Source organism: Kribbella sp. VKM Ac-2569 (genome assembly GCF_004216905.1).
GTDB lineage: Bacteria > Actinomycetota > Actinomycetes > Propionibacteriales > Kribbellaceae > Kribbella.
Genome location: NZ_SGXJ01000002.1, coordinates 240,038 through 265,080, shown reverse-complemented (window position 1 = coordinate 265,080; position 25,043 = coordinate 240,038). Strand labels below are relative to the sequence as shown.

Below are 25,043 nucleotides of genomic sequence, written 5' to 3'. Positions count from 1 at the left end.
CCGGCGTCGGACCTCTACTGGAGGTTTGTGATGACTACCTTGAGGGCTTCTTGTTCGGCGGCGTTGGCGAAGGTGTCGTAGGCCTCTTCGAACTGTCCGAAGGGGAACTGGTGTGTCACGAACTTCTCGGGGGCGATGGCGCCCTCCTTGATGTCTTCGAGGAGTTCTGGTGCGGTGATGGCGTTGACCAGACCGGTGGTGATGGTGAGGTTGTTGATCCAGTGCCGCTCGATCGGGAACTCGACACTCTCGCCGTGTACGCCGATGTTGGCGACGTGGCCGCCGGGCCGGACGGACTCGAGGGCGGTGCCGAAGGTTGCGGGGAGGCCCACCGCTTCGATGGCGACGTCGACGCCCAGGCCGTCGTGACTGAGTTCTCGCAGGGCCTGTACGACGTTCTCGCCGGCCTCGATCGTCTCGGTCGCCCCGAAATCGCGGGACTGGTCGAGCCGGAACTTGTTGCCGTCAACGGCGATGATCTTCGCGGCGCCGGCTGTGCGGGCGGTCATGATCGCGGCGAGTCCGACGGGTCCGGCACCGATGACGGCGACGACGTCCCCGTTCTTGACGGCGCCGTTGAGTACGCCGATCTCGTAGCCGGTGGGGAGGATGTCGCTCAGCATGGTGCCCTGTTCGGCGGAGACTCCTTCGGGGAGCGGGATCAGGCCGTTGTCGGCGTACGGGACGCGCACGTACTCCGCCTGGGTTCCGTCGATGAGGTGCCCGAAGATCCAGCCGATGCCGCCGAGGGTCTTGCAGTGCGAGGGCAGGCCGGCCTTGCAGTAGTCACACGTCCCGCACTTGCTGATGCAGGAGATGATGACCCGGTCTCCGACCTTCACGCTCTTGCAGTCGGAGCCGACCTCGGTGACTACACCGACGCCTTCGTGGCCGAGGATCCGGCCGTCGGTGACGGCAGGTACGTCGCCTTTGAGGATGTGCAGGTCGGTGCCGCAGATGGTGGTGACCTCGACCTTCACGATCGCGTCGGTCGGGTCCTTGATCGCTGGATTCGGGACGTCTTCCCAAGCCTTCTTGCCAGGTCCGTGGTAAACGAGCGCCTTCATCGGTACTCCCCATCTCGTTGGCCAGTCGGTACCAAGCGTGCGCACCGGCACACCTCGAATGCTCACACCGCAGGCCGACGGTGCCGGTCTCATCCTGAGACGGTGCGAACCAGAGAAGGCAGTCTCAGCGGCCGGCGAGGACGTCCCCGAGTCTTTGCCGTGCCTCTTAGACCAGCAGACGAACGATTAGGCCGAGGTGGTCACTGGGGTAGCTGTCCTCGAGGTGCGTGGATTCGACCGTCAACGTCGGGCCGGAGAGTAGGACGAAGTCGATGCAGTGCGGGGACCTGTCCGGAGGGAGATAGGCCTGGTGGAACGTCGGTGGGCAGTCGTCGCCGAATGCGTCGGCCAGGCGGGAGTTGCCGAGGAAGTCGCGGTACAGGGAGCTGTCGCGGGCGATGTTGAAGTCGCCGGTGAGGACGGCCGGCTCTTCAACAGTTCCGACGTACTGCGCCAGCGTCGTCAGCTGGGCCTGGTGGAGCCGGTGGTAGCGGCTGGTGAGGGACCAGTCGCCGTCGTGGTTGGCGGACAGGTGGGCGTTGAGGATTGCGAGGCCCGGGAGGGTGGTGGTCAGTACGCCCTTGAGTGATGCGGTGAGGCGGGTAATGCGTGGCAATGCACTGACAGAGGGGCTCGGGAAACGTCTGTAGGTGGCGGCCGTGACCGGGTGGCGAGAGAACGTCACCAGGCCGCCGGCTGGGCCGGCCGCCGAGGGGCGGAAGCTGGCGCGGTACGACGGCATGGACCGGCGCAGCAGCTGCAGGTGGTAGTAGGTGAGCACCTCCTGCAGGTTGACCACGTCTGCGTCGGACGTCTCGAACGCCTCGGCGATCGCGATGTAACGGGAGCGCAGGTTGGAGCTGAAGAGCGGGACTCCCCGGGTGTTGAGGGAGGCGACTGTCAGGCGGGTCAATTGACGGCTAGTTCGCCGAGTTCGGACCAGTTGTCTTGGGGGAGTTTGAAGTTGACGATGCGGGGCGTTTCGACCAGGTGGGGTGGGAGGTGTTGTTGGGCGGCCTTGAAGTGGTCGGAGGTGACGTGGTGGGTGGCGGCGTCGTCGTCGGCGAAGGCTTCTACGAGCACGTACTCGTTCGCATCGTCGACGGAGCGGGACCAGTCGAACCACAGGCAGCCGGGTTCGGCGCGGGTTGCGGTGGTGAAGTCGGCGGTGATGGTCGGCCAGTCGTCGGCGTGCTCGGGCTTCACGCGGAACTTCGCGGTGATGAAGATCATGAGGACAAACCTAGCGGCCACCGCAGCGGTGGCGGTCGCAATCTGAGATCAGCGAAGGGTGAACCCGGTACCCAGGGCGTCGCGTGGGTCCAGGCTGAACGTCGCGGTTCCGGTGCGGTAGGCAGTCCCGGTGACTTCGGTGATGACGCCGTCCGGGGTCTCCTCGACGACACGACCGAGGAACGTCGTACCGACGATCGAGTCGTGGCGCAGCACTTCTCCCGTGCGCAGACGACCTTCGTCGTGCAGGAGAGCCAGGCGTGCCGACGTACCGGAGCCGCAAGGGGAGCGGTCGGCCTCCCCGTCGGCGAACACCGCAAGGTTTCGCTGGTGCGCGGTCCCGAGGTCGTCGTACAGGATCGTGCCGTAGAGACCGCTCAGTCGCGGATCAGTCGGATGTACGGCGACCGCGTCCAAGGCCCACTTGATCTCGCGACCGATCGCGATCAGGTCCGCGTAGCACGCCGGCGTCACCGACAAACCGACCGACGAGGCGAGGACCGACGCGTAGAACGCGCCGCCATAGCTGATGTCCGCCAGCACCTCCCCGCGTGACGTCGGCACCTGTACGCCACGGCTCAGCACGTACGACGGAACGTTGCGGAAGGCAACGCTCAACACCGAACCACCAGCGCAACTGACCCGCGCGGCCACCCGCCCCGAAGGTACGTCGATGACGACGTCGGTCTCGCCATCAGCAGCCACCTGGACCAGACCGGTCTCGACTGCCCACGTCGCAAGTGCGATCGTCCCGTGCCCGCACGCGGTCGAGTACCCGTCCTTGTGCCAGAACACCACGCCGAAGTCGGCGCCGTCGTCATCGCCCGGTACGACGAACCCGCCGTACATGTCCGCATGACCACGCGGCTCGTTCACCAGCAACCGCCGTACGGCGTCGATCGCCTCGGACGACTGCGCCACGACCCGGCGGTCGGCCACGGATGCTCCGGGGATCTCGACCGAGGTCACGATCCGGAAGGGCTCTCCGGCCGTGTGATAGTCCACAACGCTGACGTCGTCCACAAGAAGTACCTTAAGCAAGCGAAAGCCGCCGTCTGCCCCGATGACGGGGCAAGGCGGCGGCTGGAGCGGCCTGGAACCGGGTGGGTCAGGCGGCTTGGGGTACGCGGTTGCGCGCGGCCCAGACGGCTCGGCGCAGTTTGGCCTTGTCGGGGTAACCGGCTTCGCAGCCGATCACGTACACGTCGTGGCTGCGCATGTTGACCATGCCTGCCACGTACCAGACCGGGCTCCCCTCGGCCAGCATGGTGACGATCATGTTCCGGATGTCGGTGGTGATGTTCATTCTGACCCTCTCCTTTGGTCGCTCTTACTGATACGTCGGACCAGAGGGGCCGGATTCGACACGTCCTCGAAAAGAAAAATCGGGAAAACAAAGCGCCCCGATCGATGATCGGGGCGCTCGTCCGTGTGGGTCCCGGGGGGAGTGGGACCACCACACGTTGGGGGGGACCTTGACGTTAACCCGACGAAGGGGTCACGCTCAGCAGTTTTCGCCGAGCGGCATCAGAAGCGCGTTCAGCGGTTCGAGCGTCTCCGATACAGCGAAGTCGCCAGTAGGACAGAGAACAGGAGTAGACCACAACACCACGCAAGTGCGACCCGGCCGTTGTTCTGCATCGGCGTTCCGATCAGCAGGCTGCGGACGGTCTCGATCACCGGCGTGATCGGTTGGTGCTCGCTGATCGGCCGCAACCACGACGGCATCGACTCCGGCTGCACGAACGCGCTGCTCAGGTACGGCAGGAACAGCATGAAGAAGCTGAGCGTGCTGGCCGACTCCACCGACTTGGCGATCACACCGAGTCCCGCCGCGAGCCAGGACAGCGCCACGACGTACAGCAAGAGCAGACTGATCGCCGCCAGCCAGTCCAACACCCCTCCCTCGGGACGGAACCCCATGGCGAGTGAGGCCAGGATGACGATCGCCGTCGACGTCGCGTTGCGCGCGACGCTTGCGACCACGTGTCCGGTCAGTACGGCGAAGCTGTGGATGGGCAGCGAGCGTAGGCGGTCGATCATCCCGCCGTGCATGTCGTCGGCGACCACCATCGCCGTCGACGAGGCGCCGTACCCGGTGGTGAGCAACAGGATCCCCGGTACGACGTAGTTCACGTACTCCGTCCCCGTATTGATCGCGCCGCCGAACACGTAGACGAACAACGCCATCATCAGCAACGGCAGCAGGAGCGACACGAACAACGTGTCGACGTTGCGCCGCGCCAGCCGCACACTGCGGTCGATCATGGTCACCGCGTCCGAGCAGGCGGCGAGGACTCCCTGGTGTGACATCAGCAACCTCTCAAGCGGTCAGTGCGAGGAACACGTCATCGAGCGTGGGACGGTGCGACGACACCCGCTCCGGCGTCAGCCCGTTGTCACGCAGTACGTCGAGGACCTGGTGCAGGTGTGCCGCCGTACCGTCCGACGGCACGTTCAGCACCAGCTGGTCGACCACACCGCTCAGTACGCCGGCAGCTTTCAGTAGCTGCACCTCGTCGGAGAACCGCAGCTCGATCCGCTCACCACCGATCTGGGTCTTCAGGGCGTCCGCAGTACCACTGGCAACGATGCGCCCCTCGTCGAGCAGCACGATCCGGTCGGCGAGCCGGTCCGCTTCCTCCAGGTACTGCGTGGTGAGCAGGATCGTCGTACCGTCGCGGACCAGCTCCGCGATCGCGTCCCACATCGCGAACCGGCTGGCCGGATCGAGGCCGGTCGTCGGCTCGTCCAGGAAGATCACCTGCGGGCGCGCGATCAGACTCATCGCCAGGTCGAGCTTCCGCCGCATGCCCCCGGAGTACGTCCTCACGCGCCGGTCCATCGCGTCGGTGAGCCCGAACTGTTCCAGCAGCTCCGTCGTACGCCGTTGTGCAGTACGCCGGCCGAGGTGCATCAGCCGGCCGACCATCACCAGGTTCTCCCGCCCGGTCTGGTTCTCGTCGACCGCGGCGTACTGCCCGGTCAGGCTGATCACGCCACGGACCCGGGCCGGTTCGCGGAGTACGTCGTACCCCGCGATGGTCGCCGTACCGGAATCCGGGCGGGTCAGCGTGGTCAGGATCCGCACCGTGGTGGTCTTGCCGGCGCCGTTCGGGCCCAGCAACGCGAGCACCGATCCCTCCGCGACGCTCAGGTCGACCCCGTTCAGTACGTCGGTCGCGCCGTACGACTTCCTCAAGCCGGTCGCCTCGACGATCATCGTCCCCTCCTTACTGCGTATCGAATACGCTAAATAGCGTAGCAGGTACGCAATATGGGTCGGCAAGCCCTAAACTGAGCCGGTGGAGAACAACGAGCTGCCGGCCGACGTCGCGCTGATGTGGCGGTTGCGGGAGAAGCCGCGGCGTGGGCCGAAACCGTCGCTGACGCTCGACGACATCGTCGCGGCGGCGATCGCGATCGCCGATGCCGAAGGCCTCGCCGCCGTTTCGATGGCTCGGGTCGCCGAGCGGCTCGGCAACTCGACGATGGCGCTGTACCGGCACCTGAAGAGCAAAGACGACCTGCTGGTGATCATGTCCGACGCCGCGATCGAGCGTCCGGAGCCGATGCCCGAGGGTGTCGACTGGCGGACCGGGCTGACGTTCTGGGCGGACGGCGTGCTGACCGCGATCCGTCGGCACCCGTGGTACTCCAAGGTGCCGATCTCCGGTCCGCCGGCCGGTCCGAACAACCTCGCCTGGTTCGATTCCGCGCTCGGCGCGCTGAAGGACACCGGCCTGCCCGAGGAGGCGAAGGTCGGCGTGGTGATGGGCCTCATCACGTACGTGCAGGGAGAGATCCGGATGGCGTTCGACCTGGCGGCCGGCTACGCGGAGAACCCGGATGCCTTCCAGCGGTTCGGCTCGACGCTCCGCCAGGTCGCGGATCCGCGGGTCTACCCGGCGGTGGCGCGCACGGTCGAGGCCGGGGTGTTCGACGAGGTGGGGAGCTTCGAGGAGGACAACGAGGCCGACTTCGACTTCGGCCTGCAGCTCTACCTGGACGGGGTCGCTGCGTTCATTGACCGGGTTGGATGATCGCGTCGGCCGCCGGTGCTGTCGCCGCGATCAGGTGGGCGTTGCGTTCGTCGGATCCGTACGTGCGTTCGTGTGCTTCCTCGGGTGATCTACCGAACGCCCGGTGCCTGGCTTCGAGGCGCGCGTGACGGAGCTCTTCGGGCACCTCGACGTACCAGCACTGATCGAGCAGGCTGCGGACGGTCGACCAAGGCGTCTCGTCGAGCAGCAGGTAGTTGCCCTCGGTCAGTACCAGCGTGACCTCGGGGGCGATTCCGATGCTCGCGGCGATCGAGTCCTCGATGCTGCGGTCGAAGCGCGGCGCCCAGATCTGCTCGTCGGGTGATTCCTTCAACCGCTTGAGGAGCGCGACGAAGCCGTAGCCGTCGAAGGTGTGCGGCGCACCTTTCACGTCCGCGAGTCCTTCGGCCTCCAGCACCAACTGTGCGAGGTGGTAGCCGTCCATCGGCACGAGCGCGACCTGATGTCCGTCGGCGGTCAGCTTCGCGGCGAGTTGCTCGGCGTACGTCGACTTGCCCGCCGCCGGCGCCCCGGTGATCCCCAGGATCTGCCGCCGCCCTTGTGTCGCCAGCGCGACTGCACGCTCGTAGGCGGCGGCTGAATCCAGGGTCTGCACTCGAGGATCCTAAGCGAGGTAGCCGTCCGGGCGGATCAGGATCTCGTCGCCCGGCTGGGCGTGGTAGATCGCGAACGCCTCGGGTGAGGTGATGTCGACCGCGTGCGGGTGGGTCGACGGGGTCGTCGGGGCGAACTGCAGCAGGGTTTCGTGCGGGCCGCGGAACAGCTCGAACAGGCGCGTCTTGTTGCCCTCGGCATCTGTCACCGGTGCATCGGGCGCACGGTCGCCGGAGACCAGAGGGCGGGTGTCCGACCGGTCGCGGTACGAGATGTCCAGCTGGCGGGTGTTCTCGCCGCGCTCCATTGCCGACTCGTCGCCGTCGACGTGCCTCTGCATCAGGTCCTGACTGATACCGAGTACCCGCTCGGCGTTCGTCCGGCGTTCGGTCTCGTACGTCGCCAGCACCTCTTCACGTCCGTCGGCCAGCTTCCAGCCGAGGTTGTACGCGTCCTGGATGCCGGTGTTCAGACCCTGACCTCCGGTCGGCGGGTGCACGTGGGCGGCATCGCCCGCGATGAAAACGCGACCGACGCGGAACTTCGCGGCGAGCCGCACGTTCGGGCGCCACACTGTCGACCAGGTGAGGTCGCGAAGCTTCGCCGTACCCGTGCCGGCGAACTTGTCGACCAGTTCCTGCAGACCTTCGAGCGAGGTGTCGGCGTCGTCGCCGTCGAGCGGCGCGCCGAACTGGAACTGGTCGCCTCCGGACAGCGGGGTCAGGACGATCCCGGACATCGGGTTGTCCGCGGCGCCGAACCAGTGGCCGAACTCGTGGTCGAGCCCATCGGCCGCGACGTCGCCGAGGAGCATCCGGATCGAGTCGTCGGTCGTCCCTTCGAAGGCGATCCCGAGGTGCTTGCGGACGAAACTCTTGCCGCCGTCCGCTCCGACCAGGTAGTCGGCGGTCAGCGTCTCACCGGTGGACAGTTCCGCGGTCACCACATCCGCGGTCTGCGTGAATCCGGTGATCGCGGTGCGGAGTTCGACGCTCACGCCGTACTGCGAGAGCTTGTCGCGAAGGAGTTGCTCGGTGCGGGACTGGCTGAGCATCGCTCCGTTCGGGTATGGGACGTCCGGCGTCGGTTCGACCGGCTCGGCCATCCGCCGCTCGTCGACGAACCGGCCGCCGACGTGGACCTTGATCGGCGGCATCGTGCGGCTCTGCCGGAGGACCTCGTCCAGGACCTCGAGGTCCTCGAACACCTCCAGGGTCCGCGGCTGCAGGCCGTCGCCGCGCGATCCGTTGAAGAACTCGGTCGCCTTGTCGATCACCCGGACCGCGATGCCGCGCCGGGCCAGCTCGATAGCGAGGGTCAAGCCGGTCGGTCCGGCACCTGCGATCAGGACGTTCACGGTGGTCTCCTTGGATGAATTATGATTCACTGAATTCGGATTCAGTTTGTACGCGACTAGGGTTCGCTGTCAAGGAGGTACTTCGTGACAGACACGGTGAGCCGCCGGCAGCGGGCGGCCGGGACCGAGGTGGCGCTGAAGCAGGCCGCGCGCGACGTCTTCGCCGAGCGCGGGTACCTGAACACGAAGATCACCGACATCACCGCGGCCGCGGGCCGAGCGACGGGGTCGTTCTACAACCACTTCGCGAGCAAGGAAGAGCTGCTCGAGGCGCTGCTTCGCGACATGCTCGCGGCAGCGGACGAGGCGGTCGTCGACGACGCCGGGCACGATGCCGACTTCAGTCAACGGTCAGCGATCCGTTGGCATGTGGCGGTGTTCTGGCGGTTCTACCATGCGCATCTGCCGGAGATGATCGCGGTGAAACAGGCCGCGATGGTGGACCCGGAGCTGGGGCGGCGGCTGCAGCAGATCATGGCCGACGACGACCAGCACATGGTCGAGCACTTCGCATACCTGCCGAACCCGCCTGCCGATCCGCTGGTAACGATCTCCGCGATGAACGCGCTGATGGAGGGCTTCGCCTACACCTGGCTCGTCGTCAACCCGTCCAACGGCCAGACAATCTCCGACGAGAACGCCATCGACACCCTCACCAACCTCCTGCACCACGGGCTGGCGGGGTAGAGGCCGACGCCCAGGCCATCACAATCGAGCCGTCGAGACCCTCGTGCGGCGTGGAGCGGGCCGCCCGATGCAATTGTGATGGCCTGGAGATGCGGACCTGAGCCACTCACCAAGCCGGGTCAGGTGGCTGCGGTCACGCTGGGGCATGCCTCGCCGAGGCTCGGGAGGAGCAGTTGATGAGTGGCGCAGGTCCGCGCTCAGTCCTCGGGTGGGGCTTCGGCGCCTTCGCGTTCGTCGCGTTCGGCCCACTCCATCAGGGTGTCGAGTGAGTAGACGTTCTCGTCGATCGTGGCGTGGAGGTCGCCTAGCTCGGCGAAGCGTTGCGGCACGGTGGCGATCGTGAAGTCCTTTGGGTTCACGTCGTCGATCTCGTCCCAGTGGATCGGGGTCGACACGGTGCCTTCGGGGTTGCCGCGGACGGAGTACGCGGCCGCGATCGTGTGGTCGCGGGCATTCTGATTGAAGTCCACGAAGACCAGTCGTGGGTCGCGATCCTTGCGCCACCACGTGGTTGTCACGTCGTCCGGAGCCCGCCGCTCCACCTCACGCGCGAACGCGAGTGCGGCCCGCCGTACGTCGGAGAAGCCGTACGCCGGCTCCACGCGGACGTAGATGTGGATGCCCGAGCCGCCGGAGGTCTTCGGGTAGCCGACCGCGCCGAGCTCGTCGAGTACATCGTGAACGGTGTGCGCGACCCGCCGTACCCGATCGAACGGGCAGTCGGGCATCGGGTCGAGGTCGATGCGCCACTCGTCCGGTGTCTCGGTGTCGGCGCGACGGGAGTTCCACGGGTGGAACTCGACCGTCGACATCTGCACCGCCCAGGCGACGTGGGCGATCTCGGTGACGCACAGCTCGTCGGCGGTCCGGTTGTACCGCGGGAACTTGACCCGGACCGTCTCCATCCACGGCGGCGCTCCGTGCGGCAGCCGCTTCTGATGCACCTTCTCGCCCGCGACACCCTCGGGGAACCGGTGCAACATGCACGGCCGCTCCCGCAGCGCGTTGACGATCCCGTCCCCGACGGACAGGTAGTACTTCACCAGATCCAGCTTGGTCTCCCCGCGCGCGGGAAAGTACACCCGATCCGGATTGGAGATCCGAACGGTCCGCTCACCCACCTCCAGCTCGATCGCCGGAGACTTCGACTTGGACTGGGCCATGACGCCAACCTAACCGGCGCTGGGGACAAACGGCATCAGGCCAGGCGGGTGAGCCAGCCGCGGGTGTCGGGGGTGCGGCCGTACTGGAGGTCGAGGAGGGTGCTGCGGATCTTGGTGGTGACCGGGCCGACGCCGTGCTTGACGGAGTGGTCGCCGATGGTGAGGTCGCCGTCGGGCCAGGCGAGGCGGCCGATCGGGGTGATGACGGCGGCGGTGCCGGAGGCGAAGACCTCGGTGATCTCGCCGGAGCGGACGCCGTCGCGCCATTCGTCGGCCGAGATGCGGCGCTCTTCGACCGGGTAGCCGAGGTCGGCGGCAAGCTCGAGCACGGACGCGCGCGTGACGCCTTCGAGGATCGAGCCGTTCAGCTCGGGCGTCGCGATCCGACCGTCGGCAAACACGAAGAACATGTTCATGCTGCCGATTTCCTCGAGCCACTTGTGCTCGACCGCATCGACGAACGCGACCTGCTCGCAGCCGTTCGCGACCGCCTCGGCCAGGCCGGCGAGGCTGGACGCGTAGTTGCCGCCGCACTTGGCTGCGCCGGTCCCGCCCGGCGTCGCCCGGATGGTCGAGGTCGTCAGCCAGATGGACACCGGCTTAGGGCCGGTGTCGAAGTACGGGCCGGCGGGGGAGGCGATGACGCCGAACAGCACCTCATGCGCGGGCCGGACGCTCAGTGCGGCCTCGGTGGCGATCATGTACGGCCTCAGGTACAGGCTGGTCTCGCCGTCCTCGGCTGACGGCACCCAGGCTTCGTCAACGGTCACCAGCGCGCGCAGGGCCGCGACGAACTCGTCCTCCGGGACCTGCGGCAGCGCGAGTCGCTCCGCACTGGCAGTGAAGCGGGCAGCGTTCCGGTCCGGCCGGAAGGCCCACACCGACCCGTCGGCGTGCCGGTACGCCTTCAGGCCTTCGAAGATCTCCTGCGAGTAGTGGAAGACAGCTGCCGCCGGGCTGAGTGAGAGCGGCGCGTACGCCGTGACCTTCGAGTCGTGCCAGCCGCGGTCCACCGACCAGTTCGCAACGACCATGTGGTCTGTGAACGACTGTCCGAACGCCGGATCCGCAAGGACGGCCGCCCGGGCCTCCGTGCTGGCCGGATCGCTGCGCAGCTCGACCGCGAAGTCCCACGCGTCTGTCACTACCGTTGCCCGCTGTTCACCTGTCACTCGCCGCACGCTACCCCTGCTCTCACCTCCAGCTCGACCCGCCGCCCACACTCCGACCACTCCGGTACGCCGACCGCGCCAGCAGCTGCCGTAGCTCGGCTGCACCGGGCTCTCCCTGTACGACGTGCAGCACCCGATCGGCAGCGTCGTACACCAAGGAGTCGTGCCACTCGTCCGGCAGCTCGACCAGGACCCGGAGTGCCGTGGCCACGCCGGCTGCGACCTCGCCCGCGACCACCAGGCACTCGGCCAGGGACAGGTCGAGTCGTGCGCGCTCTCCGATCCAGCTCTCCGGGCAGAGCTCCCTGGCACGCTCTAGCAGGACGCAGCCCGCCACGCCGTACCCCAGCAGGGTGCAGACCCGTCCCTCGGCCCAGTGCAACTGATACGGCTGTGCCTGTGGGGTGGAGCGCAGGAGCTCGTCGCCGATACCGATCAGCTCCTGCAATGCACGGTGCGCGTCCTGAGTGCGGCCGAGCTCGGCAAGGACGAGTGCCTGCGCTGTCCGCGGCACGCAGCCTGCTGCGCCCGGCACCTGCAGGTCCAGCGCGACCGATGCGTTCGCGAGCTCCAGCAGCTCTGCCAACGGACGTCGCTCGGCCAAACCGGTGATTGCTTCCCTGGCCCGCACCAGCGCCGGCAGCGGGCCCTCGCCGACGCCGTCCGCGGCCGCGCGTGCGGCCCACCACCAGCGTCTTGCAGTGCTTCGCTCACCCAGCCTGGCGAGGGTCTCGGCGATCAGCATGCTCAGCTCGGCTGCTTCCACTCCGTCAGCGCCGTGCAGCTGCCTCACCAGCTCCGGTAGCAGCGGGGCCGGTGGAACACTGCGGAAGTCGTCAGGCAGCGGTCCGCCGGCATCGAGTGTCGCGACCAGCCCTCGCCACGCTGTCTCCAGCGGGTCGGCCTCCGGCCGGAGCTGACCTGCACGGGCGGGCCTTCGCTCGAAGGTGGCAGCCAGTTGCCCGTCAGTGCCGAGCTCCCGGTCGCAGAGCCGGGCCAAGTCCGCAGAGCCGGGCCGCTGCCCGCGCTCCACCTGCGACAGATAGCTGTGGTCGTACCCGACCCGTGCTGCGAGCTGGCGCAGGCTCAGCCCGACCGCCTGCCTGCACTGCCGCAGCAACGGACCAAACGCTGTCCCAATCGATGTCTCGGTCACAGGACCACCCCGTTCGCGCTTCGAGCTCATGTGGTGCGTGCCGGCCAAGCTACAAGCCCTCGCCGACAAAAACCGTGGAAAACAAGGGCATGTGGGCTGTGGGCTGTTCCCACAGCCCACAGCCCACACCTGTTGTGCGCACTGCGTTCTGGGCCACCCTGAGCAGGTGAACACGCTGAAGCGACAGGCTCGCCTCTTCCGTCTGGTCCGGCCCATCACCGCCCCTGGTTCCCGGATGCTCGCGGAAGGCGCGGAGTGGTCCGATGGTGCCGTCGCGCTCAGGTGGCTCGGCCGCTGGTCGAGCACCTCGACCTGGGACGGTATCGAGTCGCTGCTGGCGGTTCACGCCGCCGACGGCGACACCCGGCTGCACTGGCTCGACCCGCCGCCGGTCCGGCCGGCCGCACCACCTCCCGAGACGCAGGAGAAGACGGTCTGGCTGCCGGCGCCGGCTCCTGACGGCCTCTGCTCACGCTGCGGCCGCCCGTGGCCCTGCCTCGACTGCGGTCCCTAGCTGTGCGTGAGACATCGGTGTCAGGAATTACTTGACGCGGTTTAGTGTGAGGGGGTTTGGGTCGGGTTGGTGAGGGGTGATGCTGGTGGCGGACGGTGCGGTGGTGGATCCGCTGGACGAACTGGATGCTCAGGTGGCTCGGCTGCGAGTGGTGGCGGACGAGTTGCGGGAGGCTCGGGGGAAGCCGGTTCTGGAGGGCAACCAGGTCGAGCTGATCGAGGACGGGCCGACGCTGCTGCGGACGTACGAGGAGATGCAGCGCAGTTGCAAGGTGCAGGTCCGGGCGCTGGATCGGCCGCCGTACTCGACGCCGCCCGCGTCGCAGCAGAAGCTCGAGCTGGACCGGCTGGCCGACGGGCTGGTGTACCGGGCGATCTACGGGTTCGAGGTGTTCGAGTCCGCGGAGGTCATGGCGGTGCTGCCGGAGCTGCGGGCGGCGGGTGAGGTGAGCCGGGTGCTGCCGCAGATGCCGATGAAGATGGTGCTCGGAGACGACAGCACGGCGCTGGTTGCGCTGACGAAGCGGGCGCCCGCCGAGTCCAACCTGCTGATCAGGTCGTCCGGTCTGCTCGACGGGCTGATCGCGATGTTCGAGATGTTGTGGGGACTGGCCGTACCGATGCCGGAACTGGAGGCCAACGGCGACGTGGCGGAGTTGCGGGCGCCGGACCGCGACATCCTGATGCTGCTGGCCGGTGGAGCCACGGACGACATGATCAGCCGACGGCTGCGGATCAGTCCCCGGACGACCCAGCGCCGGGTCCGCGCGCTGATGGATGCCCTCGGCGCGCAGACCCGGTTCCAGGCGGGCGTTCAGGCCGCCCGCCGCCGCTGGATCTAGTTGATCGTTACCACCGTCCCGGCCCGGTTCGGGAACTCGACGAAGCCGGTCGAGCGCTGACCGGTCGCCAGCCCGGACCACGAGGCCGTCACCGGGAACGGCTTGAACGCGGCGGGTGCCACCGACGGCGTGACCTTGAGCGAGCTGCCGGTCGAGGAGGTCACGACATTCGTCTGCATCGTGTATTCCGTTGTGCTCGCGCCCGGCGGGTTCGACAGGGTGATCGCGAGTACGCCCCAGACGCCAGGAGTCGGTCCAGCCAGGCTGGCTGACGCCTGGTTCGAGCCGTCACCGACGAACGACAGGAACTGCATCTGACCGTTCACGACCTTGTAGAGCACCAGCCAGATGCTGCCGGCCGGGTCGACGGTCTTGATGTTCCACTGCACCGCCTTGGTCTGGGCAGTCACCGTCACCGGGTACGCGGGCAGGTCCGCGTCCGCAGCACCCGCCGGTACTGCACCGGGCACCAGAGGAGCGGACACGACGCCGTACGACCGGATCGGTACGCCGGCCTTGCCGACGGTTGCGGTGAACGACGTGGAGCCGGAAGCGCCGGTGCCGGTTACCGCGGTCGGAGCGAGCACAGACGTCGGTACGACGACAATCGGGCTGCGGACCGTCTTGTCGGCGCCCTGCCACGTCAGCCAGCCGTTGGTGGTGGTACCGGAGTCAGCCGTGTCCAGAGTGAGCTTCACTGTGAACGTCTTGGTCTGACCGGCCTTGCTAAAGGACAGGATCGACGGCGTGACCACGGCCTTCATGCCTGGCACCGAAGCCGTCGCCCGGTACAGGCCCGGAGTCACAGCGGTCACTCGCCGGGTGATCGTCTGCGTGCCCAGCAACTGGCCGACGGCGATCGACGGAGCGTTGTAGTCACTCGGGTTGATGGCGGGTACGCCGGTACCGGTCTTGACGCCAGTGCCCTCCAAGTAGCCCAGCCAGTCCGTGTCACTCGAGTCGTAGACGAGGCCCGGGTCCAGCATCTTCGACGGCTGCACCTCACCGGCGCCGGCGTCGAACGGGTTGGTGTTGACCGCTCCAGTAGAGGTCAGCACGTTGCCGGCAGTGGTCATCAGCGCTGACTTGACTGCCATCGGCGACCAGTCCGGGTGCTTCGACAGGTAGAGCGCTGCCAGACCCGCCACGTGCGGTGCAGCCATCGACGTACCCGACAGGAACGCGTAGTTCTGTCCGCCGTTGGTAGGCGGCGCGACAGCGGCCAGCACGTTCACACCTGGTGCAGCGAGGTCAGGCTTCAACAGGTTGCCGTTGCTCGACAGGGACGGGCCACGCGACGAGAAGTCGGCCATCTGCGGGTACGGCGTAGTGGAGCTGGTCTGGTTGCCCGGTACGAGTTCAGCCGTTGCATCTGCCTGCGACGCGTAGGACTTCACCGACAGCGAGCCCGGGGCGTTCAGGTGCACAGTCGGTACGACGTGGGAGTCGCCGACCACGTCCTGGTCGAAGAGGTTCAGCAGCACCATTCCGACGCCACCGGCGCGCTGTACCTCGGCGGACTTGTCGACACGGGCACTGATACCGCGGTCGCACGCGACGATCTTGCCGGCCGTCTTGCCCGGGTCGAGGGTGTTCGCCAGGCAGATGAGCGCGTCTGCGTCGCTCACGCCCTCCTTCTTGACTGCAGCTCCGTTGACGAGCGGCTTGCTGCCCGTCGGCGACGTCACCGTCGTGCTCACACCGGAGTACTTCTGGCCGTTGCCCAGCACAACAGTCCCGGACCACGGCGCGACCGTGGTGGCGCCGACCGTGGTCACCCAGGGAGAGGTGTTGTCGAGCGTCGACGCGTCCGGGCCGGAGTTGCCACCGGCTGCGGAGACGAAGACACCTGCTGACGCAGCGGACAGGAACGCCAGCTGGATCGGGTCCGTGGCTGGGGACTCGAAGATCGAGCCGACCGAGTAGTTGATGACATCGACGCCGTCTGCGACTGCCTGGTCGATAGCAGCGACGATGTCGGACGTGAGACCACCTGAGTCTTGGGTCGCCTTGCCGGACCAGAGCGCCTTGTAGACGGCGATCTTGGCGGCCGGTGCGACGCCAGTGACGGTACCGAGGTCACGGCCACCCAGTACGACGTCCACGTCAGCTCGGCCGGCCGCGGTGGTCGCGGTGTGCGTCCCGTGGCCCTCGCCGTCGCGCGGCGACTCGTAGTCGGCACGCCGGTCCGGCGGGACCAGGCTGAGCCACCCGTCGCCGAAGTACTTCGCACTGATCAGCTTGGTGTTGCACAGGTCGGCGGTGAAGTCCTGACCGGCCTCGCAGCTGCCGGTGAACGTGCTGCCGTCGGCCTTCTGCATCACAGTCGTCGAGCCGGACAGGTACGGACGGTAGGGGTCCGCATCCGTCGGCGGCTCGGTGCCGAGCTTGGGACCGGACAGCGATGCGCTCTCGGGCCAGATGCCGGTGTCGACCACACCTACGACGACACCCTGGCCCGCGGTCGCCGTACCGCCGAGCTTGTTCCACACGCCGGTCTGGCCGGACAGCTTCAGGAAGTCGGTCGGGTTGCGGTCGTCCAGGAGGACGTGCAGTTGGTCGGGTACGACGGCCATCACACCAGGGGTCTTGGTGAGCTCGTTGACCTGCTTCGAGGTGAGCGAAGCGGCGAAGCCGTTCAGTGTGGTCGAGTAGTCGTGGTCGACGTGGGCTCCGACCTTCGCAGCGACCTGTGCGTGCTTGCCGGTCAGGTAGGCGCGGTACGCCTTCCCGCTGGTGCTGTTGACCTCGACCTTGCGACCAGCTGCCGGCTTGGTGGCCTTGAGCCCAGTCACGCCACCCTGGTACGTCGCGAGCGGCTTGTCGGCCAGCGTTACGACGTACCGCCCGGGTGCGAAGGTGAAACGGCTGCTGGACGGCGCATCTATTCCTGGTGCAGCGGAGCCTGGTGGAGCCACCAAGGCGGTGGTGATCAGCGCGGCGCCTGCAAGCAGTGCGACGCGCCGACGCAGGTTCGGATGGTTCACGTGATGCCTCCACGGCATGTTGTCCTGGCCGTGGCTGTAGCCCCGGCCGCCCGCCCCCGAGCTCGGACGCCGAAGAGCCTGCCAATCCACCGCTCCGACCACACGGTTTTGGCTTCAACTAGCCGCTGGCGAAAACCTGCCAGTCAGCGCACCGCCGTTGCCAGGAGGTACTGCGCCTTCAGGCGCACCTGGCCGGTTGAGGTGGTCCAGTCCTCGTCGATCATGCCCAGGACGCGGTTGCGGACCTCTTCGAGGCGACCTGCCTTCTTAAGGATGGGCAGCGTTTCTATGCCTAGGGGGTGGGTGGCGATGCGGGTGTCCCAGTACTCGGCGGCGGAGGCTGTCACGATGTCGAGGTCGAGGGTTCTGCCGGAGACGGCGAAGCCGTGGGGAGCGAGCAGCTCGGACAGGGCGTTCGGGTCGTGCCAGTTGAACGGGGTGCCCATGTCGCCGCCGGTGACTTCGCGGAGCGCGGCGATGAGGACGCCGACGAGCTTGCTGAGGACGCCCGGTTGCCACGTGGTCAGCAGGATGCGGCCGGTCGGCTTTGCGACGCGGGCGAGTTCGGTGAAGGCCGCGGCGGGGTCGGGGGCGAAGATGACGGCGAAGTTGGACAGGATCACGTCGGCGGACGAGTCCGGCAGGGGGATCGACGCGGCCCTGCCGTCGACGACTGTCAGGTCGCGGTCCAGGGCGGTCTCGGCGATCACCTCGCGGAGCCGGGCGGCCGGCTCGACCGCGGTGACGCGGGCGCCGAGGTCGGCGGCGAGGAGGGCGACGTTGCCGGTGCCCGCGCCGACGTCGACCACGTGCTCACCGGGTCGGACGTTCGCCGCCGTCACCAGCTCCCGAGCTGCGGGCAGTAGGTCCGCCGCGGTCGGTTCGTAGCTGCCCTTGCCCCAGTCGATGTCACTCACGGCATCCACCCTAGGCCGGTTCCCGACAGCGTCGGGTACCCGCCGTTCCGATGCATTGACCATGAGTTATGGAACGTCTCTACTAAATAACCATGCGATGGCTTGCTGTGGTTCTCGGGGTTCTCGGGGTTCTGCTGACCGGTGTGACGGTTCCGGCTCAGGCGACGTCTGCCGAGCTGGCGAAGCATGCGTTGATCGGGTACCTGCATGCCAGCTTCGCCAATGGGTCCGGTTACGTGCGGATGGCCGACGTACCGGCGGAATGGGACATCATCAACCTGGCGTTCGGTGAGCCGACGTCGGTGACGTCCGGTGACATCAGGTTCAACAGGTGTCCGGCCAGCGAGTGTCCGAACGTGGAGAGTGACGCGGACTTCGCAGCGGCCATCAAGGCCAAGCAGGCTGCGGGTAAGAAGGTGCTGATCTCCATCGGCGGCGCGAATGGGCAGGTGCAGCTGACCACCACCGCGGCCCGGGACGCGTTCGTCAGTTCGGTGAGCGCGATCATCCACCGCTACGGCCTGGACGGGCTCGACATCGACTTCGAGGGGCATTCGCTCTATCTGGACGCGGGCGACACCGACTTCCGCAACCCGACGACGGCCGTGATCGTCAATCTGATCTCGGCGCTGAAGACCCTGAAGGCGAAGTACGGCGAGAACTTCGTGCTGTCGATGGCGCCGGAGACGTTCTTCGTGCAGGTCGGCTACCAGTTCTACGGCGGCTCAAGCGGCGGCGACAACCGGACCGGTTCGTACCTGCCGGTCATCCACGCGATGCGGGACTCGCTGACAGTGCTGCACGTCCAGGACTACAACTCCGGTCCGGTGATGGGCCTGGACAACCAGTACCACACCATGGGCGGCGCGGATTTCCACATCGCGATGACCGACATGGTCAAGGCCGGCTTCCCGGTGGCGAACACCGGTCAGACGTTTCCGGGACTGCGCGACGACCAGATCGGTTTCGGGCTCCCGGCAGCGGTCAGCGCAGGCAACGGCTACACCGCCCCGGCAGCCGTGCACGAAGCGCTCGACTGCTTGGTGAAGGGCCAGAACTGCGGCGGCTACAGCCTCCGCGGCGGTACTTCGCCGGGCTTCCGCGGGCTGATGACGTGGTCGATCAACTGGGACCACTACTACGACTGGGAGTTCCAGAACAGCCACGCGCCGTACCTCGACGCCCTCCCGTAGGCCGCCCCTCTCGTCCGGTTCGCGATCAGCCCGTCGCGAACCGGACGAGGGCCTGTGGATTACCGATCCCTGTTTGTGGGTCGGCGCTGGTATGAAGGAGGCATGACAGCGTCAACGACCCGCTCGGTGATCCTCACCGTCGACGACGATCCCGGCGTTTCCCGGTCGATCGCCCGTGACCTCCGCCGTCGGTACGGCGAGGAGAACCGCATCGTCCGGGCGGAGAACCCGGTGCAGGCGCTGGACGCGCTGAAGGAGCTGAAGCTCCGTGGTGAGCCGGTCGCGCTGCTGCTGGCCGACTACCGGATGCCCCAGATGTCCGGGATCGAGTTCCTCGAGGCCGCGATGGATCTGTTCCCGCTGGCCCGCCGGGTGCTGCTGACGGCGTACGCCGACACCGATGCCGCGATCCAGGCGATCAACGTGGTCGACCTCGACCACTACCTGCTGAAGCCGTGGAATCCGCCGGAGGAGAAGCTGTATCCGGTGGTCGACGCGATGCTCGACCTGTGGCGGTCGACCCCGGAGCCGTCCGGCGACGAGACCCGGGTGATCGGTCACCGCTGGTCGGCGCCGTCGTTCGCGGCCCGCGACTTCCTCGCCCGCAACGCGGTGCCGTACCGCTGGCTGAACGTCGACGACGACGAGGCCAGGCGGCTACTCGACGCCGCCGACGTGGACGGTACGACGCTGCCGGTCGTGATCACGCCCGACGCCACGGTGATGATCGCTCCGTCCGAGGCCGAACTGGCGCAGAAGGTCGGTCTGTCCACGGCGCCGGCGAAGGACTTCTACGACCTGGTCGTGGTCGGCGGCGGCCCGGCAGGGCTCGGCGCAGCGGTGTACGGCGCCAGCGAGGGCCTGCGGACCGTGCTGGTCGAGCAGGTGGCGACCGGTGGTCAGGCCGGGCAGTCGAGCCGGATCGAGAACTACCTGGGCTTCCCGGACGGGGTGTCCGGCGCGCAGTTGACGGACCGGGCCCGGCGACAGGCGGTCCGGTTCGGGGCCGAGCTGCTGACGACCAGGCAGGTCGTCGGGCTCGAGACGCTCGGCAACGCGCGCCAGTTGCGGTTCGCGGACGGGAGCGAGATCTCGGCGCATTCGGTGATCCTGGCGACCGGCGTCTCGTACCGGACGCTTCAGGCGCCCGGTGTCGACGATCTGTGCGGCCGTGGCATCTACTACGGCTCGGCGACCACCGAGGGTCCGGCGTGCGCCGGCGCCGAGGTGTACATCATCGGCGGGGCCAACTCGGCCGGTCAGGCGGCGGTCTATTTCTCGAGGCATGCGAAACGCGTGCATATGCTGGTGAGAGGACCATCGCTCACCGCGACGATGTCGTCGTACCTCATCGACCAGATCGACGGGATCGACAACATCGAGGTGCACACCTGCACGCAGGTCGTTTCCTGTATCGGCTCGGAGCACCTGGAACACCTCACCTTGCTGAACAGCGAGACCGGGGAGAAGCGTGAGGTGGACACGGAATGGATGTTCGTGTTCATCGGCGCGGCCCCGCGGACGGACTGGCTGCCCGGTGACCTGCTCCGCGACGACCGAGGCTTCGTGCTCACCGGACCCGACCTGCACGGCAGACCGCCGGGCTGGCCGCTGGAGCGGGAGCCGTACCACCTGGAGACGAGCATGCCGGGCGTGTTCGCCGCCGGCGACGTACGGGCCGAGTCGGTGAAGCGGGTCGCCTCCGCGGTCGGCGACGGAGCGATGGCCGTGACACTGGTGCACCGATACCTGGAGATGCTCTGATGACTGACCAAGCTGTGAAGCGGCTGACGCCCGACGAGCTGCGCACGCTGTTCCTCTTCGAGAGCCTCACCGACGAGCAGCTCCAGTGGCTGTCCCAAGTCGGGCACGTCGAGGACGTGCACGACGGGACCGTATTCAACGAAGGCGACGAGGCGACCTGCTGCTACGTCCTGCTCTCGGGTGAGATCCGGCTCTGCAAGCTGTCGCACGGCGAGCTCGTGGAGATCAACCGGACCGGCCAGCGCGGGGTGTACTCCGGTGCGTTCAACGCGTTCTTCGGCGCCAACGACCACAAGTCCTACACCGCGACGATGCAGGTGACCGGGCCGTCGGAGTTCTTCGTGATCAGCGCCGAGACGATGGCGACGATGATGAACACCTGGTTCCCGATGGCAGTGCACCTGATCGAGGGCTTCGTGATGGGCATGCGGCGGACCAACGAGACGCTCGGCGAGCGTGAGCGGTTGCTTGCCCTCGGCTCCTTGTCCGCGGGTCTGACCCACGAGTTGAACAACCCGGCCGCCGCCGCGGTCCGGGCGGCGGCGACCCTGCGGCAGCGCGTGTCCGGGATGCGGTCGAAGCTCGCGATGCTCGCCGACGGCACCCTCGACGCGACCAAGCTGCACCAGATCGTCGCGTTACAGGACGACGCGGTCGAGCGGCTGGAGAAGAACAAGGACAAGGACCTCCCGCCGATGGAGTTGTCCGATCGCGAGGACACGCTGACGGACTGGCTCGACGACCACGACGTCCAGGCGAGCTGGGACGTGGCGCCGGTGCTCGCCGCCGCGGGCCTGGACGTGCCGTGGATGGAGAACGTGCTGGCGGCGGTCGGCCCGACGTACCTCGAGGGCGCCGTGCGGTGGTTGATGTACACCATCGACACCGAGTCGCTGATGAACGAGATCGACGACTCCGTGACCCGGATCTCGACCCTCGTCGGCGCCGCGAAGCAGTACTCGCAGATCGACCGGGCGCCGTACCAGACCGTTGATCTGCGGGAGCTGCTGAAGTCGACGCTGGTGATGATGTCGGGGAAGCTGCAGGGGTACGAGATCGTCAAGGACTTCGATCCCGAGCTGCCCGCGATCCCGGCGTACGCCGCGGAACTCAACCAGGTGTGGACGAACATCATCGACAACGCGGTGAGCGCGATGGGCGGATCCGGGACACTGACGATCCGCACCCGCCGCGACGGCGCCTACGCGGTCGTCGAGATCGGCGACACCGGACCGGGCATCCCCGACGAGATCCGGCGCCGCATCTTCGAGCCGTTCTTCACCACCAAGCCGATCGGCGAAGGCACCGGCCTGGGCCTCGACATCTCCTGGCGCATCGTGGTGAAGAAGCACCACGGCGACCTGCGCGTCGAGTCCGAGCCGGGCCGCACCGTCTTCAAGATCGTCCTGCCCCTGAATCCGGAACGCGAGCTGGAGTCCGACCCGGCGCTACTTGCTTAAGGCAACCAGTCGACGATAGCGGCGACGACTGCCGCGACGCTTCCGGTTGCGGCAGGAGCAAGCGTCGATCACGCCGGTCCTGTCGAACGAGGCAACCCCCGGACCGCTCCCGCTACCTCCTCAGCCCGATCCTCTTCCCAACCGAAGGCGGCTGACCCTCCACCCGAGTCACTTTGTGCACCGGATCCGTGTCGACGGGCGCTGAGCCTGCGGGTCTGGTGCACAAAGTGGGACAGCATGGATGTAGTCAGGTCTGGATCGTGGGAACGCCGGCGTGACACCCGCTTGACGCATTCCGATATGGGCATATGATGGCGAGTATGGCACGAGCAGCGACGACGTCGGACGTCTTCAACGCGATCGCCGAGCCGCAGCGCCGGGAGATCCTGGTGTTGCTGCGGGCGGGTGAGCGGCCGGTGACCGAGTTGGCTCAGGAGCTCGGGATGACTCAGCCGGGGGCGTCCAAACACCTGCGGGTGCTGCGGGAGGTGGGGCTGGTGCGGGACCGAAAGGCGGGCAAGCAGCGGCTGTACGGACTGGATGCCCGCGGGCTGCGACCGGTCCACGAGTGGGCCGGCGGGTTCGAGCAGTTCTGGAACGAGAGCTTCGACCGACTGGATGCGTACGTACAGGACCTGAAGCAGACACGGCTGGAGGAATGACCGATGCCAGGGGCAAGGCAAGGAACGCAGGCGGAGACGGCCGATCGGGAGATCGTGATCTCCCGGATCATCGACGCCCCACGAGAGCTGGTGTTCGAGGTGTTCACCAAGGTCCGGCACCTGTCGCGGTGGTGGGGACCGGAGGGGTTCAGCACGACCACGCAGTCGTTCGAGTTCCGCGTCGGCGGGGAGTGGGACTTCGTGATGCACGGACCGGACGGGACGGATTACGCCGAGTGGATCACCTGGACCGAGATCGCCGTACCTGAGCGGATCGCGTTGCTGCACGGTGAATCCCGCGGCGATCCGAACGCCTTCGAGTCGGTCCTGACGTTCGAGCCCGACGGTGCGGCGACCCGGATCGAGATGTACACGGTGTTCCCCACCAAGGAACTGCGCGACGAGGCGGTCGAGAAGTACCACGCAATCGAGGGCGGCCAACAGACCCTGAACAACCTGGCCGTCTACGTCACCGAGATCGTTCGGAAGGGAGTGGAGGACTGATGGCTGGAAAGGTGTTCTTCAGCGTGTCCATGTCGCTGGACGGTTTCGTGGCGCCGGAGGCCGTGCCCGTCGAGGACGTCTTCTCGCCCGAGGGTCAGAGCGACCCGAGGGTCCAGCGCTGGATGGCGAAGTGGTCGGAGCTGCAGGCGTGGGTGTTCCCGCTGCGATTCTTCCGGGAGAATCTGAAGCTCGGCGAGGGCGGCGAGGAAGGACTCGACAACGACATCGTCCGGGCGACGTACGAGCGCACCGGCGCGAGCGTGATGGGCAAGCGCATGTTCGACGGCGGCGAGCTGGCGTGGCCCGAGGAGGCGCCGTTCCATACGCCGGTCTTCGTCGTGACCCACGAGAAGCGCGACCCCTGGGAACGCCCGGGCGGGACCACGTTCCACTTCGTCAACGACGGCATCGAGGCCGCGCTCGACCAGGCCCGCGAGGCTGCCGGCGAACGCGACGTACGCATCGCGGGCGGCGGCGAAACGATCCTGGAGTACGTGAACGCCGGCCTGATCGACGAGTTCACGATCGCCCTGTCTCCCGTCCTGTTCGGCACCGGAGTCCGCCTCTTCGAGGGCATCGACGCGAGCCGCGTCGCCCTGGAGCAGATCCACGCAGAACATTCCCCAAAGGTGACGCACCTGACCTACTCGGTCCGGCAGCGCTAGCGGAGGGCGGTGCCTTGGGTGTGGGTCAGGAGGGTCAGGTCCTGGCGGGTGGGGAGGGACTCCCAGTCGCCGTACGCCGTTACGCAGAAGGCGCCTGAGGTGGTGGCGCGGGTCAGGCGGGCGTCGGGGGCGAGGTTGTCGAGGGTGGCGGAGAGGTAGCCGGAGACGAAGGCGTCGCCGGCGCCGATGCTGTCGACGACGGTGACGGGGAGCGCGGCGCTGTGGATGGTTCCGTCGGCCGAGTGTGCCCATGCGCCTTTGCCGCCGGCCGTCACGACGACGGTGTCGACGGTACTCAGCAGGTCGGCGACCGGGTCTTCGGCTTCGGTGAGGAGGTCGAGTTCGTCGTCGGACGCGAAAACGGTGTGGACGTGGGGGAGGAGCTCGCGTAGCGCGGCGGCTGCTTCGGGGCGGGTCCAGAGGCGGGCGCGGTAGTTCACATCGAGCGAGACCTGGGTGCCTGCTGCGAAGGCCGTGCGTACGGCGGCCAGCGTCGCGGCACGTGCCGTGTCGGAGAGCGCCGGGGTGATGCCGGTGACGTGGAGCAGTGTCGGACCTGTGGCGATGACAGCAGCCGTGGTCTCGTCTGGCGTGAGGGTGGAGGCGGCCGATCCGCGGCGGTGGTAGCTCACGCGGGTGATGTCGTGCGACGGCTGGTCGAACGCGATGAACCCGGTGAACGCGTCGTCGGAGAACCGGATCCGGGTGCCGACGTTCTCGGCGCGGAGGGTTCGCTCGATCAGCCGGCCCGGTTCGTCGTTGCCGACGGCACTCAGCCAGGTGACGTCGTGCCCGAGTCGCGCGACCCCGATCGCCACGTTGCTCTCGGAGCCGGCGATCGAGAGATGCGCGTCCCCGCCGAGCCGCATCGGGCGGGCGGTCCGCACCGAGACCATCGTCTCGCCCAGCGTCAGCAGATCCGTCATGTCAGTACTCCATTCAGTACTCCGAGAACGAGGCCGACCCATCGGATCGTCCTCTCACCTAGGCCTTCCTCCGGCCCTTGCCGAGCCCTCATTTGCCTGGTCCACCCACCAAATGCG

General features: G+C 67.4%; 25 protein-coding genes. 10 read left to right on the top strand and 15 right to left on the bottom strand.

Annotated features, from left to right (window positions below):
• Positions 1-14: 14 nt before the first annotated feature.
• From EV649_RS14185 to EV649_RS14155, 7 genes are all read right to left on the bottom strand, one after another.
• A complete protein-coding gene (locus tag EV649_RS14185; RefSeq protein ID WP_130383916.1) occupies positions 15-1,067 on the bottom strand; it encodes a zinc-dependent alcohol dehydrogenase family protein in 1,053 nt (350 codons plus the stop codon).
• A 166-nt stretch (positions 1,068-1,233) separates the two neighbouring features.
• Positions 1,234-1,980 carry an endonuclease/exonuclease/phosphatase family protein gene (locus tag EV649_RS14180; RefSeq protein ID WP_157996239.1) on the bottom strand — a complete coding sequence of 249 codons (747 nt, stop codon included), beginning with the start codon at positions 1,978-1,980 and terminating at the stop codon, positions 1,234-1,236.
• The gene (locus tag EV649_RS14175) at positions 1,977-2,300 is read right to left on the bottom strand and encodes a putative quinol monooxygenase (RefSeq protein WP_130383914.1); all 324 of its coding nucleotides are present in this window, start codon (positions 2,298-2,300) and stop codon (positions 1,977-1,979) included. The genes EV649_RS14180 and EV649_RS14175 overlap by 4 nt, the downstream gene beginning before the upstream one ends.
• A 48-nt stretch (positions 2,301-2,348) precedes the next feature.
• Complete coding sequence (locus EV649_RS14170) at positions 2,349-3,323, bottom strand: proline racemase family protein (protein ID WP_130383913.1); 975 nt, start codon at positions 3,321-3,323, stop codon at positions 2,349-2,351.
• 85 nt (positions 3,324-3,408) lie between these two features.
• Positions 3,409-3,606 (bottom strand): hypothetical protein, encoded by a 198-nt coding sequence (locus tag EV649_RS14165; RefSeq protein WP_130383912.1) that lies wholly within the window; start codon positions 3,604-3,606, stop codon positions 3,409-3,411.
• Between the two features lie 233 nt (positions 3,607-3,839).
• Positions 3,840-4,613, bottom strand: a complete 774-nt coding sequence (locus EV649_RS14160; RefSeq protein WP_130383911.1) for an ABC transporter permease — start codon at positions 4,611-4,613, stop codon at positions 3,840-3,842.
• A gap of 10 nt (positions 4,614-4,623) precedes the next feature.
• Positions 4,624-5,523, bottom strand: a complete 900-nt coding sequence (locus EV649_RS14155) for an ATP-binding cassette domain-containing protein (protein ID WP_130383910.1) — start codon at positions 5,521-5,523, stop codon at positions 4,624-4,626.
• Positions 5,524-5,605: 82 nt separating this feature from the next.
• Here EV649_RS14155 and EV649_RS14150 point away from each other — a divergent pair, with 82 nt between their 5' ends.
• On the top strand, positions 5,606-6,343 hold the full coding sequence (locus EV649_RS14150) for a TetR/AcrR family transcriptional regulator (RefSeq protein ID WP_241998183.1): 738 nt from the start codon (positions 5,606-5,608) through the stop codon (positions 6,341-6,343).
• On the opposite strand, the gene EV649_RS14145 is transcribed toward EV649_RS14150, so the two are convergent.
• Positions 6,324-6,959 (bottom strand): nucleoside/nucleotide kinase family protein, encoded by a 636-nt coding sequence (locus tag EV649_RS14145; protein ID WP_130383909.1) that lies wholly within the window; start codon positions 6,957-6,959, stop codon positions 6,324-6,326. The genes EV649_RS14150 and EV649_RS14145 overlap by 20 nt on opposite strands.
• A gap of 9 nt (positions 6,960-6,968) precedes the next feature.
• Positions 6,969-8,315 carry an FAD-dependent monooxygenase gene (locus tag EV649_RS14140; RefSeq protein ID WP_130383908.1) on the bottom strand — a complete coding sequence of 449 codons (1,347 nt, stop codon included), beginning with the start codon at positions 8,313-8,315 and terminating at the stop codon, positions 6,969-6,971.
• Between the two features lie 84 nt (positions 8,316-8,399).
• Here EV649_RS14140 and EV649_RS14135 point away from each other — a divergent pair, with 84 nt between their 5' ends.
• Positions 8,400-9,002, top strand: a complete 603-nt coding sequence (locus EV649_RS14135; RefSeq protein ID WP_198682502.1) for a TetR/AcrR family transcriptional regulator — start codon at positions 8,400-8,402, stop codon at positions 9,000-9,002.
• A gap of 197 nt (positions 9,003-9,199) precedes the next feature.
• On the opposite strand, the gene ligD is transcribed toward EV649_RS14135, so the two are convergent.
• Genes ligD through EV649_RS42015 form a run of 3 tightly spaced genes read right to left on the bottom strand, consistent with a single transcriptional unit; the run spans position 9,200 to position 12,493 of the window.
• Entirely contained in the window at positions 9,200-10,165 is a 966-nt protein-coding gene (ligD, locus tag EV649_RS14130) for a non-homologous end-joining DNA ligase (protein WP_130383907.1), read from the bottom strand.
• Positions 10,166-10,200: 35 nt separating this feature from the next.
• Positions 10,201-11,346, bottom strand: a complete 1,146-nt coding sequence (locus EV649_RS14125) for a branched-chain amino acid aminotransferase (protein ID WP_130383906.1) — start codon at positions 11,344-11,346, stop codon at positions 10,201-10,203.
• A gap of 13 nt (positions 11,347-11,359) precedes the next feature.
• Positions 11,360-12,493, bottom strand: coding sequence for a helix-turn-helix transcriptional regulator (locus EV649_RS42015; protein ID WP_277875657.1), 1,134 nt, complete (start codon positions 12,491-12,493; stop codon positions 11,360-11,362).
• Between the two features lie 166 nt (positions 12,494-12,659).
• Here EV649_RS42015 and EV649_RS14115 point away from each other — a divergent pair, with 166 nt between their 5' ends.
• Together EV649_RS14115 and EV649_RS14110 are read left to right on the top strand one after the other, a co-directional pair.
• Positions 12,660-13,007 (top strand): hypothetical protein, encoded by a 348-nt coding sequence (locus EV649_RS14115; protein ID WP_130383904.1) that lies wholly within the window; start codon positions 12,660-12,662, stop codon positions 13,005-13,007.
• 85 nt (positions 13,008-13,092) lie between these two features.
• The gene (locus tag EV649_RS14110; RefSeq protein ID WP_130383903.1) at positions 13,093-13,848 is read left to right on the top strand and encodes a transcriptional regulator; all 756 of its coding nucleotides are present in this window, start codon (positions 13,093-13,095) and stop codon (positions 13,846-13,848) included.
• On the opposite strand, the gene EV649_RS14105 is transcribed toward EV649_RS14110, so the two are convergent.
• Both EV649_RS14105 and EV649_RS14100 read right to left on the bottom strand, forming a co-directional pair.
• Positions 13,845-16,835, bottom strand: coding sequence for a S8 family peptidase (locus tag EV649_RS14105; RefSeq protein ID WP_198682501.1), 2,991 nt, complete (start codon positions 16,833-16,835; stop codon positions 13,845-13,847). The genes EV649_RS14110 and EV649_RS14105 overlap by 4 nt on opposite strands.
• Positions 16,836-16,978: 143 nt before the next feature.
• Entirely contained in the window at positions 16,979-17,752 is a 774-nt protein-coding gene (locus EV649_RS14100; protein WP_157996238.1) for a class I SAM-dependent methyltransferase, read from the bottom strand.
• Positions 17,753-17,844: 92 nt separating this feature from the next.
• Between EV649_RS14100 and EV649_RS14095 the strand changes: the two genes are divergently transcribed.
• The 6 genes from EV649_RS14095 (at position 17,845) to EV649_RS14070 (ending at position 24,000) form a co-directional block, all read left to right on the top strand.
• A complete protein-coding gene (locus EV649_RS14095) occupies positions 17,845-18,945 on the top strand; it encodes a chitinase (protein WP_241998181.1) in 1,101 nt (366 codons plus the stop codon).
• A 102-nt stretch (positions 18,946-19,047) separates the two neighbouring features.
• Complete coding sequence (locus EV649_RS14090; RefSeq protein ID WP_130383901.1) at positions 19,048-20,709, top strand: FAD-dependent oxidoreductase; 1,662 nt, start codon at positions 19,048-19,050, stop codon at positions 20,707-20,709.
• Positions 20,709-22,169 (top strand): ATP-binding protein, encoded by a 1,461-nt coding sequence (locus EV649_RS42010; protein ID WP_130383900.1) that lies wholly within the window; start codon positions 20,709-20,711, stop codon positions 22,167-22,169. The genes EV649_RS14090 and EV649_RS42010 overlap by 1 nt, the downstream gene beginning before the upstream one ends.
• A 320-nt stretch (positions 22,170-22,489) precedes the next feature.
• Positions 22,490-22,831 carry a metalloregulator ArsR/SmtB family transcription factor gene (locus tag EV649_RS14080; RefSeq protein WP_130383899.1) on the top strand — a complete coding sequence of 114 codons (342 nt, stop codon included), beginning with the start codon at positions 22,490-22,492 and terminating at the stop codon, positions 22,829-22,831.
• Positions 22,832-22,834: 3 nt separating this feature from the next.
• Positions 22,835-23,335 carry an SRPBCC family protein gene (locus EV649_RS14075; protein WP_130383898.1) on the top strand — a complete coding sequence of 167 codons (501 nt, stop codon included), beginning with the start codon at positions 22,835-22,837 and terminating at the stop codon, positions 23,333-23,335.
• Positions 23,335-24,000, top strand: coding sequence for a dihydrofolate reductase family protein (locus EV649_RS14070; RefSeq protein WP_130383897.1), 666 nt, complete (start codon positions 23,335-23,337; stop codon positions 23,998-24,000). The genes EV649_RS14075 and EV649_RS14070 overlap by 1 nt, the downstream gene beginning before the upstream one ends.
• Here the strand turns inward: EV649_RS14070 and EV649_RS14065 are convergent.
• The gene (locus tag EV649_RS14065) at positions 23,997-24,926 is read right to left on the bottom strand and encodes a sugar kinase (protein ID WP_130383896.1); all 930 of its coding nucleotides are present in this window, start codon (positions 24,924-24,926) and stop codon (positions 23,997-23,999) included. The two genes, EV649_RS14070 and EV649_RS14065, sit on opposite strands and share 4 nt — an antisense overlap.
• Between the last annotated feature and the right edge of the window lie 117 nt (positions 24,927-25,043).